The organism is Sphingomonas sp. GW821-FHT10C01 (assembly GCF_059415525.1).
The window spans coordinates 599,071-611,506 of record NZ_JBWKNK010000001.1; the positions used below are offsets into that span (position 1 = coordinate 599,071).

Consider the following 12,436-nt stretch of genomic DNA (forward strand, 5'->3'; position numbering starts at 1 on the left):
CGTCCATAAGGGCGGCGCGGGCAGGATGGCACCCCGCCGGGCGCCGGTTTCAGTCGAGGGTCATTCGGGTGTGGCGGCGTCCTTCACCTCGCCTTTGCTCATCGCCGAGACGAGCACGTCGCCGCTGGCGCTGAAATTGCCGGCGGGCAGGGTCGCGACCTTGCGGCCGACCAGTATATCGAGCGATTCGATCCGTCCGCGCGCGTTGCGGTTGACCTGCTGCAGCTTGCCGATCAGGCGGCCGCGCGCATCCTCGACCCGTGCGCCGGGCTCCAGCGCCGAGGCGACATTGCCCGCAGCTGCGCCCGATCCCTCGACCGATCCGAAGGCGCTGCCGCCATCGGTCGATCCGCCGGCGGAGCCGCTGCCCGAACCACTCCCGCTCGTCGAACCGCCAAGCCCGCCGGCGGCATTGCCCAGCGCGCCGCGCGCCGTGTCGGTGACGCCACGGCCACGCTCGATCGCACCCGCAGTCGCGCCGCGTGCCGTACCGACGGCACTGCTCGCACGATCGCGCACCCCGCTGGCCGCGCCACGTATGTCGTTGGTGCCGATCAGATCGGCCGATGCACCGCCCGATGCGCTGCCCGAGGCATCGCCGCTGCCTGATAGCCCGGCGCTGCGGCCCAACGCGCCGGTCTGGCTGTCGAGCGCGCCACCGATGCCGCCGTCCGCGCGTCCGCTGGCGCTGGCCCGGCCGTTGCGGCGATCCACGCTGCGTTCGACCTCGGCCGATCCGCTGGCACGCTTGGCGGCGCGGGTGGTCTGTTCGACCGGGGCGTCGAGGCGGTCGAGCGGAACCCGCTCCAGCGGACGGCCGATCGGGCGATCGAGCGTGCTGGCCGGACGGCTGAGCGTGCCGCCCAGCGTGCCGCCAAGCTGCCCGCTCAGCCCGCCGGTCAGGCCGCCACCATTGCCGCCCAGCAGCTGCGCCGAAGCGGGAACTGAAAGGGTGAGAGCCGCGACTGCGGCCGAAAGGTACAGGGTCTTCATCGCTTCCTCCATCGTCGGCGCGCCGTGAGGCACGCTTCGGAAGGGGAACGGATGCGGCGACGGGTTTAATCCGCAGAAGGTTTCAGCGCGGCCGCGTCGCGCAATCGCCGCACACCAGCCCGCGGCCGAGTTTCTTGTTGCCGCCGCGGCGTGCCTCGCCATCGAGCTTGCGGATCGCCGCGTCGATCCCGCCGCTGTCGAGCAGCGCCGACAGCCGCGCCGCGACAAAGGGCGCGGCATAGGAGGTTCCGCGCACGCGCTGCACCCGGCCACGCGCGTCGGCGGCGATCAGGTCCGCTCCGGGCGCCGCATAGTCGATCTTGAGCGCGCGGCCGGCCTCGATCAGCACCCGCCCCCGCGAGTCCACGCCGGTGACCGCGATCGCTTGCGGGTAGGAGGCGGGGTAGGCGGGCGGCGCGGTCGGGCCGTCATTGCCCACCGCCGCGACCACCACCGTCCCCAGCCGTCGCGCCGCCGCGATCACGCGCGCCAGCAGCGGGTTGGGCGGGCCGGTCAGGCTCACCACCACCACTGGCGCCTTCTGGCGCACCATCCAGGCGATCGCCTGCCCCAGCGCGGCGGCGTTACCGCCCGCCGGATCGGCGCCATAGATATCGGCCACATGAAGCTGCGCCCCCGGCGCGCTCGCCCTGACTCCGTTCGCGCCCGCCAGCAGCGACGCGATGGCGGCGGCATGATCGTTCGCGCGCGGAGCGCCCGCCGCGAACCCCTGTTGCGCGACGACCCCGGCGGTGCCGGCGGGCACACCCCCATCGATGATCCCGATCCGTCCTGCGGTTCCGGCCCGCAACGCCGCCATCGCCGGGGCCGCGGGCGCCACCGTCCCGCTGCTCGGGAAATAGAGCGGATCGGCGCTCACCTCACGCCCGCCCGCAATTCGTTGCAGCTCGCGCAGCGCCCGTTTGATCGCCATGCCGCGCGGCGTCTCGAACCGCGCATAGCCGATGCCGAGTCCGTCGAGTTCGACCCGCTCGATCAGCCGGAATCCGCCTGCCGCCGCCGCATCGATCGCCGTACGGTCGGGGTCGAGCATCACCAGCTCGCCCGCGCGCACCGCATTGCCATCGGGGTCGATCGCGATCCGGTCGGGATGGCGGCGGGCCAGATCGCGTGTCCGTTCGACCTGTTGCAGCGCCAGCGACCGTGCGTCGCCCAGACCGCGCTCGAGATCGCCGACCGTCCCGGTCACCCGATCCACCACGCCGCCGACCGGCGACGGCAGTTGCGGGAGCAACTGGGCGCTCGCGACGGGTGCGAGCAGGAGCAGCCCTCCGGTGACGATGCGTGCGAACCCCATGGCCCGCATCCTAGACTTGCGATTTTTCTGCGTCATGCTGGATGAAACGTGCGGCGCCATCCGTTTCATCCGGGCAAGCAACAAGGCTTTCACCGATTGGCTTTCGAGGACGAACTGCTGGGTCACCTGCCGCGGCTGCGCCGCTTCGCCCATGCGCTCGCCCGCAGTGCTGCCGATGCCGACGATCTGCTTCAGGCGTCGGTCGAACGCGGGCTGATGAAACGCGGCCAATGGGAGCCGGGAACGCGCCTGGATAGCTGGATGTATCGATTGATGCGCAATCTGTGGATCGACACCGTCCGCGCCGAAACGCGCCGAGGCGAGACCTTTGTCGCGCCCGAGGCGGGCGAGGCGATCGGTGCCGCCGGGGGCCAGGAAATGGCGGTCGAGCTGGGCAAGGTCGCGCAGGCGATGCGCACCCTGCCGCCCGAACAGCGCGAGGCGGTCGCGCTCGTGGTGATCGAGGGGTTCGCCTATAAGGAGGCCGCCGAGATCCTCGACATCCCGATGGGCACGCTCACCTCGCGCCTGGTGCGCGGGCGCGAGGCGCTGATGGTAAGGCTGGGGGAAGCGGCATGACGATCAATCCCGAAACGCTGATGGCCTATGCCGATGGCGAGCTCGATCCGATCGCTGCCAAGCGCGTCGAGACCGCGATGGCCGCCGACCCCGCGCTTGCCGCGCAGGTCGAGCGACATCGCAAGCTCGCCGCGTCGCTGCGCGCGGCGTTCGATCCGGTCGCCGCGGTCTCGGCCCCGCCTGCGGTCGAAACGATGCTGCGCGAGTCTGCCAAAATCGTCCCGCTCGCCCCCAGACCCGCCCGGCGGGAGCGCCCCTTTTGGATGGGCGCCGTCGCCGCCAGCCTCGTCGCGGGCGTGCTCGCCGGGCCGCTACTGTTCCCGCGCGATCCCGGCGACCTCGCGATGCGGGGCGGCACCGTGATCGCCAGCGGCGATGTCGCCAAGGCGCTCGGCACCCAGCTCGCTTCGGCGCAGGCGCCCGATGCGCCGGTCCGCGTCGGCGTCACCTTCCGCGACGGCGCGCAACGCTGGTGTCGCACGTTCGAGGCGGGCGCGACCGGCGGCATCGCCTGCGCGCACGGCAAGGATTGGCGGATCGAGCGGCTCTATGGCGGCGTCGGGCAACAGGATGGCGTTTATCGCCAGGCCGGCTCCGCCTCAGCCGCGATGATGGCCGATGCCCAGGCGATGATGGCGGGCGACCCGCTCGACGCCGCCGCCGAGAAGACGGCGCGCGACGCAGGCTGGCGCTAGCAGCCTTTGCCCGACGCCCATCGGATCGCGTCGCCGATCAACACCCTGTGCAGCGGTTCGGCATAGGTCTCGGCCTTGTGGCCGAGTGAGGAGAAGATCATCCGGCCCTTGCCGATGCACCGGCTCCAGATCACCGGATGCGGTTTTCCCATCCGCACCCGCTCGGGAAAGGGCTCGTAGGTGGCTTCGTCCACCGTCGCGAGGATGCGGGTGCCGTGGCCGCTCGGCACCCGGTCGAACGAATACCATTCCTCGGTCCGCACCCATTGCGCCGGCAGTCGCCGCATTGCCGGATGCGTGTGATCGATCACGTCGATCGCCGCCTGCTGGAATTGCTTGGGTCGCCCGGTGTGACCGATGAACTGCGCGCCTATCAGCACTTCGGGCCACCAGGTCCAGTCATAGCTGGGATCGCCGCCCGCGCCGTGGAGCAGCACCACGCCCCCACCGCGTTCGACCCAAGCCTTGAACGCCGAGCGCTGGCGCTTGTCGAAGATGTTCCCGCTGGTGCTGTTGAACACCACTGTCGAGAATCGCGCCAGGTCGCGTGGGTTCATCACCGCCGCATTCTCGGTCTCGAACACATCGCGGCCCTGGCTGCGGACCAGCGCGGTCAATACCGCCCTCGCCGCGTCGATCTGCTCGGGATCGCGAAACCCGTTGGTCTTGGACAGCACCAGCACCGTGCCCGGCCGCAGCGTGGGGAGCTTGGGGGCGACGTTGTCCATCACCGGTTCGGGCCAGTTGCGCGGGTCGCGCGGTGACGGGGAAGGGACCAGCTGTGCCGACAACATGGCAAACGCGATCAGGCCGCGCAGGATCAAACCCTTTCCCCCTCGATCGTCATCCCTGTCTTGTGCGGGGATCCATGTCGCCCCGGTTCATGCCCTTGAGCCTCGCGCGCACTGCTCGCCTCCCGCTGGATCCCGGCGCAAGGCCGGGATGACGGGCTGGTTCCTAGTCCCGCGGCCCCGCCGCCTCGATCACCTTACGCGCTTCGGCCGGCCAGTCGCGGTCGGGCACCAGCATATTGCCCCGCGCGTCGTTGCCGATCTCGGGCAGCCAGCGTCCACCGGTCGACATCGAATTGTGCCAGTTGCCGGACGCCTTGTTGTCGGTCGAGATCCGCCGCCGGTACATGCCGCCTGCGGTGTTGATGTTGAGCCACTTGCCCCCGGTCTCGACGACGTTGCCGGTCACGGTGAAGTGCTTGCTGCCCTCGTCCAGATAGATTCCGATCCGGTTCGAGATGTCGAAGATGTGGTTGCCCCGGATGATCGAGTTGGGGTTGGCCGAGAGGTTGTAGATCGCCCCGCCATCCTCGTACCACAGCTTCACGCCGTGGATGCGGTTGCCCTCGATCAGCGTGTTGCGCAGCGTGGTCGGCGTCGTGAATTTGGGGTTGTGGACGTAACCCTTCTGCTTCTCGTCGTAATTCGGGTTGCCGCCCGCGTCGTTATAGCCCCAGCCCCAACCGACCGCGATCGCGTCATAGGGCGCGTCGCTGATGTCGTTGTGCCGGATCGTCGCGCCGTCCACGTACGTGGTCAGGATCGCGGCATTGTCCTTGTAATCCTGGCTGACGGTAACGACCCGATTGTCCTCGATCACCAAATTGCGGTTGATGAGGTTCGGATCGCTTGGGTGGTGCGCATCGGTGCGCACGCCGCCCGCCATGATCGCCCCGCCCGACAGGATCGAGAAGCGGTTGCGCGACACGCGGACGCCGTCGGTGGCGAGGCCGACGCCGGTGAGATGCGCGACCGGCTCGTTGCCGATGCCGAGCGCGATCTGGCCGAGCTGGGTGAAGTGATTGCCTTCGAAGGTGATGTCGCGCGCGGCCGAAACCTGCACCGCCGCCGGCATCTGGTGCCATTTGAGGCGCATCGATTCGAATTCGACACAGCCCCAGCCGCATGTGTCCCACGCATCCTTGGGCCGGATCGGCGACAGGTCGCTGAGATAGGCGCCGCTCTGCTGGTTGGCGTAGCCGGTCGGCTTGCTTGGCCCCATCCATGAGGTGTGGGCGAAGGTCAGCCCGCGAAAGCTCAACCGCTCGACCGGCGCGGCGGGGGTGCCGCTGATCGACACCAGCGTCTCCAGCGTCGGCACCACGACCTTGAGGCTGTTGATATCCTCGTCGATCCCCGCGCGCAGGTAGAGCTTGCCCGCCTCGGGCTCGATCACCCACTGGTGATAGCGTGCATGCCAGTCATTGGTCTTGCCGATGAACTCCAGCGCATTGACCAGGAACAGCCGCGAATCGTCCGGGAAGATCGGCTTGCTGACCGTGTCATAGCCCCAGGTGTTGTTGTCCCATGCCGGCTGCTGCATCGTTACGGTCATGCCGCTGATCGACTTCACCGGCGAATAGCGGTCGGTGAAGAAGCCGGTCGCCTCCAGCTCCAGCCGGTCGGGCCGGGCGAGCTTGCCGATATAGGCGTATTTCGGATTGGTAATCTCGAACCCGGTCGGGCCGAACTTCACGTCCGACGCGCGCAGCTCGATCCACGGGCGCTCGGCGACGGTGCCGTTGACCCAGATCTGGCGCGTGTCGAGCCCCTTGAGGGTCGCGGCGACATAGATCCGCTCCTTCTCGTCGTGGAGCGTGAAGCCGGTGACCTCGATCCCCGACGAGATGACGGGCTTGGCGCCCTCGGCCGCGCGCCACTCGACCTTCTTGCCGTTGAGCCCGCCATCGGCTCGGCGGAAGATCAGCGGCTTGCTCAGCTTATAGGTACCGTCGGCGAGCAGGACGGTGACGTCGTCCTTGCCATTGCTTGCGCGCACCAGCGTCTGTGCGCGTTCAAGGCTGCGCACCGGCTTCGCCCCAGTCCCCGGATTGCGATCGTCGCCACCCGGCGCGACATGCACCGTCACCTGCGCCATTGCCGTGGAGGCGCAGAGGAAAGCGGCGCTGAGGGCCAGCGTGCGTGCGATCATCGGGAACTCTCTCCTATCTATCGTCACCCCGGCCTTGTGCCGGGGGCCACCTTGCCTCACGCGCTGTCCTTGCGCTTCATGTTCATCGGTCGCCTCCCGGTGGACCCCGGCACAAGGCCGGGGTGACGGGAAAGGGCGTTCAGTTCACCCAGCCGCCGTCGATCACATTGACCGTGCCGGTGGTGAACGCACTCTCGTCGCTGGCGAGGTACACCGCCAGCGCCGCCAATTCGCTCGTCCGGCCGAAGCGCCCCATCGCCTGGCGCGCGGTGAACTCGGCATATGCCTTCTCGAAATCGCCGGTGTCGTGAAGCCGCTGGATCAGCGACGGCGTCTCGACCGTGCCGGGGCAGATCGCGTTGCAGCGAATGCCCTGTGCCACATAGTCGATCGCCACCGACTTGGTCAGGCCGATCACCGCCGCCTTGGTCGCGCCATAGGCGAAGCGGTTGGGCACCGCCTTGATGCTCGAGCAGACCGACGACATGTTGATGATCGATCCGCCGCCGCGCGCGATCATGTTGGGCAGCACGGCGCGAATCATGCGGTACTGCGCGGTGACGTTGAGCGACTGGGAAAATTCCCAGGCATCCTCGTCGCAATCCAGGATCGTGCCGGCATGGACGAAGCCCGCGCAATTATAGAGGATGTTCAGCTCGGGGAATTCGGCGACGATCGCCTGCGCGGCTTCCTTGCTGGTCACGTCGAGTTGCCGCGCTTCGGCGCCCTCCAGCCCTTCCAGCGCCTCGGCGCGAACGTCGGTGGCGATCACCCGCGCGCCTTCGCGCACGAACGCTTCGACGGTGGCCCGGCCGATGCCCTGGCCCGCTGCGGTCACCAGTGCGATCTTGCCTTCGAGACGGCCCATAAACTCTCCCAGGGGGTTGATTGCGGCGTAGACAACGCCTCTCTTATTCGTATGATGAATTATGTTTGAGCATCATGCAAGTATCGATCGCCGTTCGACCCTGGCGCTGCTGGCGCTGATCTTCGGCACGCCTGCCGCCGCGCAGCTCGCGCTCGACGGCCATGGGGTCGAGGATATCCGAACCCATGGTGCACGTGGCGACGGGCGGACGATCGACAGTCCAGCGATCAATCGCGCGGTGCAGGCCGCGGCGAAGCGCGGAGGCGGCGTGGTGCTGGTCCCGCCCGGCCGGTATTTGAGCTTCTCGATCCGCCTGCTCGACAATGTCACGCTGGCACTGACGGCAGGCGCGGTGATCGAGGCCGCCGATCCCGACATCCATGGCCTGCACTATGATCCCCCCGAAAATTACCTGGAGGAGCAGTTCCAGGATTTCGGCATCACCCATATCCATAACAGCCTGATCTATGCCGATGGCGCGTCCAACATCGCCGTGGTCGGCCACGGCATGCTTCACGGGCTGGGTCTCGATCGCGATGGCCCCGGCGACCGCTGGTGGAAGCGCGAAAACTGGCAGTCGGCGAAAGCGCTTGGGATCAGCCCCACGGAATATATGCTGCGCGATGAGAAGGAAGCCGCGCAGGTCGGGCGCGCGAACAAGACCGTTGGACTGATGAACTGCCGTAATGTGCGGCTCGAGGATTTCACGATCCTGCAGGCGGGGCATTTCGGGATCATCGCGCACGGTTGCAGCAACATGGCGCTGGACGGAATCGTCATCGACACCGACCGCGACGGGATCGACATCGATTGCTGTCGCGATGTCCGGGTGATCAACTGCACCGTCAACGCGCCCAAGGACGACGCGATCGTGCTCAAGAGCAGCTACGCGCTGGGCCGCAAGACGATGTGCGAGGACATTCTGGTCCAGGGCTGCAAGACTAGCGGCTATCTGATGGGGTCGCTGCTCGATGGCAGCTACCGCCTGTCCGACTATGGCTCGCCTGACGGCAACGGCGTGCTCGGACGGATCAAAATGGGGACCGAGACCAATGGCGGCTTCCGCAATGTGCGCATCTCTGACTGTATCTGTACCAACAGCCGCGGCATCCTCGTCGGCATCGTCGACGGCGGATTGATGGAGGATGTGGTGGTGAGCGGCATCACGCTGCGCGATCCGGTCAACCACCCGCTATTCGTCCATCACGCCGCACGGATGCGCGCGCCCAGGGGCACGCCGGTTGGCAAGATCCGCCGCGTGCGCTTCGAGGACGTCCAGGTGTCGGGCGCCGACCTGCGTTACCCCTGTGGGGTCGAAGGCTTCGCAGACGGGCCGGTCGAGGATGTGAGCTTCGTCGGGGTCGATGTGACCTCACCGGGCGGCGGCACGGCCGCCGACGCGGCGCGCGAGCCCGAATACCGCCGCGAGACCAGCCTGGAGGTGAGCTACCTCAAGACGCTGCCCGCCCATGGTCTGTGGGCGCGCCATGCGAATCGGCTGACGATCCGCGACTGCCGCTTCGCGGTAGAGAAGCCCGACGCGCGGCCGACGGTGGCGCTGCGCAATGTCGCGGGGGCGCTGATCGACGGCCTCGTCTCCAGCAAGCCACGCAATGGCGCGGTGTCGGCAAAGGACAGCAGCGGGATCGCGCTTGGCGCGGTACAGGTGCTGGCATGATGGAGTTGGGCAAGCTCGCCTTCGGCGGGGCCTCGATCGGCAATCTCTACCGCGCTGTGCCGGAAGATCAGGCGCGCGCAGTCGTGGAGCGGGCATGGGACGCCGGCCTCCGTTATTTCGACACCGCGCCGCACTATGGCTTTGGTCTCGGCGAAAAACGGCTTGGCGCAGCGCTGGCCGAGCTCGATCCCGCCCAAACGGCGATCGTCTCGACCAAGGTCGGCCGCCGGCTCGATCCGCGGCCCGATGCCGATCTCTCGGCGATGCGCCAGGCCTTCGTCTCGCCCGAGCCGTTCGAAAGCGTGTTCGATTATAGCTATGACGCGGTGATGCGCTCGTACGAGGGCAGCCTCAAACGCTTGCGCCGCGACCGGATCGATATCCTCTACGCGCACGATATCGGCGCCTTCGCCCACGGCGCCGAGCATTCCCGGCGGTTCGCCGAATTCATGGGTAGCGGCTATCGCGCGATGCTCGAGCTACGCGATTCGGGCGCGGTCGGTGCGATCGGGCTGGGGGTCAACGAGGTCGCGGTGTGCATCGAGATGCTGGGTGTCGGTGACATCGACCTGATCATGCTCGCGGGCCGCTACACCCTGCTCGAACAGGACCCGCTCGACGATCTGTTGCCGCTCTGCGCGCAACGCGACGTGCGGCTGGTGATCGCCGGACCCTATAACAGCGGCATCCTCGCCAAGGGCGTCCGCCATGGCGGCGCGATCCCCAATTTCAACTATGAGCCGGCGGCGGCCACGATCGTCGAGCGGGTTGGAGCGATCGAGGATATCTGCGTCCGTCACGGCGTGCCGCTGGCCGCCGCCGCGCTGCAGTTTCCGCTCGCCCATCCACAGGTCGCGTCGGTGGTGCCGGGGATCGGGTCGGTGCGTCAGGTCGACGATGCGCTGGCGCTGATGGCGCAGCCGATCCCGGCGGCGCTGTGGGATGAACTCAGGGACGCGAACCTGATCCGCCGGGACGCTCCCATCCCGGCGTGATCGGCGTAGCGGGGTTTACCCCTTGCGGGTGGTCTCGAACAGGAACCAGGCGCGCTCCTCGGCCTGATCAGTCCATTCGTCGAGGATGCCGCTGGTGGCGTTGTCCTTGGCCTCGTCGACGATCTCCTTCGCCTCGCGCAGCAGCGCGACGAGCTTGAGGTTGTCCTCGCGCAGTTCGGCCAGCATCTCGTCGGCCGAGACGAAGTCCTTGTCATTGTCCTTGATCGTCTGGTGGCGCGAAATGTCGCCGACCGAGCGCAGCGTGGCGTTGCCGGTCTTGCGCACCCGCTCGGCGATCACGTCGGTGGTGGCCAGAATCTGTGCGGCCTGATCGTCGAGCATCAGGTGATAGTCGCGGAAATGCGGGCCGGAGACGTGCCAGTGGAAATTCTTGGTCTTGAAATACAGCGCGAAGCTGTCCGCCAGAATGCCGTTCAGCGCCTGCGCCACCGTCTTGGTGTCGTTGCGGTTGAGGTCGGTCGGGGTCTTCAGTGCGGCGTTGGGGTCGGCCATGATTCGCTCCTGATCGGTTGAGTCGGCAATGAAACGATCCCCTGCCATATAGGGTCCGCTGCTGCGCTGCGGAAAGTGCGATCAGTGCAATCGAGGGGCTAGATCAGCCGCAACGCTCCGGCGGCCAGGATGGCGCCTGCGACAAGACAGATCAGCCCGAAGCCGATCCGGTAGGGACCGATCGGCAGCTTCCGCCACGCCCTCTCTCCCATCAACGCCGCGGCCGTATTCACCACCGCCACCGCCACCGTGGCGCCCACCGCCGTCACCACCGGCGCCGGCTGCTGCGCGGCGAAGGCAAAGGTGAAGAACTGCGTGGTGTCGCCAGCGGCCAGGATGAATACGCCCAATAGCGGCGTCGCCAACGCGCCGAGCTTCCATCCTTCCAGCCGGTCGGGGGGCTTCAGGCGCCACAGCGCGCCCATCGCCGCAAACCCCAGGGCGAGCGCGAGCAGGAGCTGCCGGGCGTTGGGGGTGAGCATCGGTGCAATCAGCATACCCCCGGTGGCGGCAACGGCGTTGCCCGCCGCATGGGCGATGATCGCCAAGATGGCGACGGTGAACGGTTTGCCGAACCGGTCGGCAAGGATCGCGACCAGCCAGGGTGAACGGTCTCCCGCCTGTGCCAGCAGCACGGCGATAAAGGCGGGAACCAGCGAATCCATCACGCCAAGTGCATCAAGTCACGCGCCAAGGCGAATCGAGCAAGCCGCGGCAAAGACCGCGCCGGTGCGCGGATCGTCGCGCCCGCAGGTGACGGCGTCACGCAGCAGCGCAAGCCCGTCGGCGATCATCGGGCCACGCTGGCCCGCCGCGAGTGCGGCTTCGAGCGCGTGCACCACCGGAAGCGCCGGGGTGATTCCATTGGCGATGGCGATCCTGCGAATCGCGTCGAGGTCGGCGGCCAGTTCCGCCGTGGCGGCTCGCGCGGTGCGCGCGCCGATCGAATCGATTCGCTGGCCAAGCTCGTCGGCCACTATCCGGTTGCGTGCATCGGTCATCGCGGTTCTCCCCCTGCGATCCTCACCATGGAAGCCTGCGCCAGGCATGGTTAACGGGCTGCTAATCGGGCTCGATTTCGGTCACGGCGCTTGACATTGTGAGCGCCACAGGTCATGCGCCCACCCCTGACAGCGGCTGCCAGCGCGCGGCCGCTTTATTTTTTGAACCAGACTGCAGGATTTGGGCGATGGCCAAGCCGACAACCGTGAAGATCAAGCTCGTCAGCACCGCTGACACCGGCTTCTTCTATGTCACCAAGAAGAACCCGCGCACTCAGACCGAGAAGCTGAGCTTCCGCAAGTATGACCCCGTCGTGCGCAAGCATGTCGAGTTCAAGGAAGCGAAGATCAAGTAAGCTTCGCGTTCGCGAAGTTTGCTCAGCCCCTGCCAAGGCAGGGGCACGCTGACGGAAGCAAAGGCCGCGGGCGAATCGCCTGGCGGCCTTTTCCGTTTGCTTGGGGTTTCGGCGCCGGCCCGCTTACAGTAGCGCCTGAACCTCTTCGACGAAACGCATCACCGAAATCGGCTTGGTGACATAGGCGTTGGCGCCTGCCGCGCGGATTCGCGCCTCATCCTCCAGGCCGGCATAGGCGGTCACCGCCATTACCGGGATGTTCTTGAGCACCGGGTCGCCGCGCATCCGCCCGATGATGTCGATGCCCGAGATATGCGGCAGCTGGATGTCCATCACCACCAGGTCTGGGTTGAACGCGCGCGCGGTCGCCACCGCCTCGCGCCCGTCGCGAACCGGTGAGGTTTCGAAGCCGTGCGCGCGCAGTAGATCGCAGAAAAGTTTGAGGTTGAGTTCGTTGTCCTCGACAACCAGCACCCTTTTTGCCACGCGCAATCTAT

At 67.4% G+C, this 12,436-nt stretch carries 14 protein-coding genes; 5 read left to right on the forward strand and 9 right to left on the reverse strand.

Going from position 1 to position 12,436, the window contains the following annotated elements; all coding sequences use genetic code 11:
• Nucleotides 1-60: 60 nt before the first annotated feature.
• Nucleotides 61-993 (reverse strand): hypothetical protein, encoded by a 933-nt coding sequence (locus AC07M1_RS02935; protein ID WP_495161073.1) that lies wholly within the window; start codon nt 991-993, stop codon nt 61-63.
• A gap of 82 nt (nt 994-1,075) precedes the next feature.
• The gene (locus AC07M1_RS02940; RefSeq protein ID WP_495161074.1) at nt 1,076-2,311 is read right to left on the reverse strand and encodes a S8 family serine peptidase; all 1,236 of its coding nucleotides are present in this window, start codon (nt 2,309-2,311) and stop codon (nt 1,076-1,078) included.
• 96 nt (nt 2,312-2,407) lie between these two features.
• Here AC07M1_RS02940 and AC07M1_RS02945 point away from each other — a divergent pair, with 96 nt between their 5' ends.
• Nucleotides 2,408-2,890: a sigma-70 family RNA polymerase sigma factor gene (locus tag AC07M1_RS02945; protein WP_495161075.1), complete on the forward strand. Its 483-nt coding sequence runs from the start codon at nt 2,408-2,410 to the stop codon at nt 2,888-2,890.
• A complete protein-coding gene (locus tag AC07M1_RS02950) occupies nt 2,887-3,585 on the forward strand; it encodes an anti-sigma factor family protein (RefSeq protein ID WP_495161076.1) in 699 nt (232 codons plus the stop codon). Before AC07M1_RS02945 ends, AC07M1_RS02950 begins: the two co-directional genes overlap by 4 nt.
• Here AC07M1_RS02950 and AC07M1_RS02955 read toward each other — a convergent pair.
• The 3 genes from AC07M1_RS02955 to AC07M1_RS02965 form a co-directional block, all read right to left on the reverse strand.
• Nucleotides 3,582-4,409, reverse strand: coding sequence for a ThuA domain-containing protein (locus tag AC07M1_RS02955; RefSeq protein WP_495161077.1), 828 nt, complete (start codon nt 4,407-4,409; stop codon nt 3,582-3,584). The two genes, AC07M1_RS02950 and AC07M1_RS02955, sit on opposite strands and share 4 nt — an antisense overlap.
• A 133-nt stretch (nt 4,410-4,542) precedes the next feature.
• Complete coding sequence (locus tag AC07M1_RS02960) at nt 4,543-6,528, reverse strand: right-handed parallel beta-helix repeat-containing protein (protein ID WP_495161078.1); 1,986 nt, start codon at nt 6,526-6,528, stop codon at nt 4,543-4,545.
• A 139-nt stretch (nt 6,529-6,667) separates the two neighbouring features.
• A complete protein-coding gene (locus tag AC07M1_RS02965; RefSeq protein ID WP_495161079.1) occupies nt 6,668-7,396 on the reverse strand; it encodes an SDR family oxidoreductase in 729 nt (242 codons plus the stop codon).
• Between the two features lie 61 nt (nt 7,397-7,457).
• Between AC07M1_RS02965 and AC07M1_RS02970 the strand changes: the two genes are divergently transcribed.
• Both AC07M1_RS02970 and AC07M1_RS02975 read left to right on the forward strand, forming a co-directional pair.
• Complete coding sequence (locus AC07M1_RS02970; protein ID WP_495161080.1) at nt 7,458-9,074, forward strand: rhamnogalacturonidase; 1,617 nt, start codon at nt 7,458-7,460, stop codon at nt 9,072-9,074.
• The gene (locus AC07M1_RS02975) at nt 9,071-10,069 is read left to right on the forward strand and encodes an aldo/keto reductase (RefSeq protein ID WP_495161081.1); all 999 of its coding nucleotides are present in this window, start codon (nt 9,071-9,073) and stop codon (nt 10,067-10,069) included. Before AC07M1_RS02970 ends, AC07M1_RS02975 begins: the two co-directional genes overlap by 4 nt.
• Nucleotides 10,070-10,084: 15 nt before the next feature.
• Here the strand turns inward: AC07M1_RS02975 and AC07M1_RS02980 are convergent, their stop codons facing one another.
• From AC07M1_RS02980 to AC07M1_RS02990, 3 genes are all read right to left on the reverse strand, one after another.
• Nucleotides 10,085-10,582: a Dps family protein gene (locus AC07M1_RS02980; RefSeq protein ID WP_495161082.1), complete on the reverse strand. Its 498-nt coding sequence runs from the start codon at nt 10,580-10,582 to the stop codon at nt 10,085-10,087.
• Between the two features lie 98 nt (nt 10,583-10,680).
• Nucleotides 10,681-11,247, reverse strand: a complete 567-nt coding sequence (locus AC07M1_RS02985) for a TMEM165/GDT1 family protein (protein WP_495161083.1) — start codon at nt 11,245-11,247, stop codon at nt 10,681-10,683.
• Between the two features lie 18 nt (nt 11,248-11,265).
• Nucleotides 11,266-11,583: a hypothetical protein gene (locus tag AC07M1_RS02990; RefSeq protein ID WP_495161084.1), complete on the reverse strand. Its 318-nt coding sequence runs from the start codon at nt 11,581-11,583 to the stop codon at nt 11,266-11,268.
• A 188-nt stretch (nt 11,584-11,771) separates the two neighbouring features.
• On the opposite strand from AC07M1_RS02990, the gene rpmG reads away from it, so the two are divergent.
• Nucleotides 11,772-11,939 (forward strand): 50S ribosomal protein L33, encoded by a 168-nt coding sequence (rpmG, locus tag AC07M1_RS02995; RefSeq protein ID WP_066571778.1) that lies wholly within the window; start codon nt 11,772-11,774, stop codon nt 11,937-11,939.
• Nucleotides 11,940-12,062: 123 nt separating this feature from the next.
• Here the strand turns inward: rpmG and AC07M1_RS03000 are convergent, their stop codons facing one another.
• Complete coding sequence (locus AC07M1_RS03000; protein WP_495161085.1) at nt 12,063-12,425, reverse strand: response regulator; 363 nt, start codon at nt 12,423-12,425, stop codon at nt 12,063-12,065.
• Nucleotides 12,426-12,436 lie beyond the last annotated feature (11 nt).

Bases quoted from the DNA above. Each gene is read 5' to 3' on its own strand.
- AC07M1_RS02965 (WP_495161079.1), bottom strand. From the start codon at position 7,396: ATGGGCCGTCTCGAAGGCAAGATCGCACTGGTGACCGCAGCGGGCCAG.
- AC07M1_RS02950 (WP_495161076.1), top strand. From the start codon at position 2,887: ATGACGATCAATCCCGAAACGCTGATGGCCTATGCCGATGGCGAGCTC.
- AC07M1_RS02975 (WP_495161081.1), top strand. From the start codon at position 9,071: ATGATGGAGTTGGGCAAGCTCGCCTTCGGCGGGGCCTCGATCGGCAAT.
- AC07M1_RS02985 (WP_495161083.1), bottom strand. From the start codon at position 11,247: ATGGATTCGCTGGTTCCCGCCTTTATCGCCGTGCTGCTGGCACAGGCG.
- AC07M1_RS02970 (WP_495161080.1), top strand. From the start codon at position 7,458: ATGTTTGAGCATCATGCAAGTATCGATCGCCGTTCGACCCTGGCGCTG.
- AC07M1_RS02940 (WP_495161074.1), bottom strand. From the start codon at position 2,311: ATGGGGTTCGCACGCATCGTCACCGGAGGGCTGCTCCTGCTCGCACCC.
- AC07M1_RS02980 (WP_495161082.1), bottom strand. From the start codon at position 10,582: ATGGCCGACCCCAACGCCGCACTGAAGACCCCGACCGACCTCAACCGC.
- AC07M1_RS02960 (WP_495161078.1), bottom strand. From the start codon at position 6,528: ATGATCGCACGCACGCTGGCCCTCAGCGCCGCTTTCCTCTGCGCCTCC.
- rpmG (WP_066571778.1), top strand. From the start codon at position 11,772: ATGGCCAAGCCGACAACCGTGAAGATCAAGCTCGTCAGCACCGCTGAC.
- AC07M1_RS02935 (WP_495161073.1), bottom strand. From the start codon at position 993: ATGAAGACCCTGTACCTTTCGGCCGCAGTCGCGGCTCTCACCCTTTCA.
- AC07M1_RS02990 (WP_495161084.1), bottom strand. From the start codon at position 11,583: ATGACCGATGCACGCAACCGGATAGTGGCCGACGAGCTTGGCCAGCGA.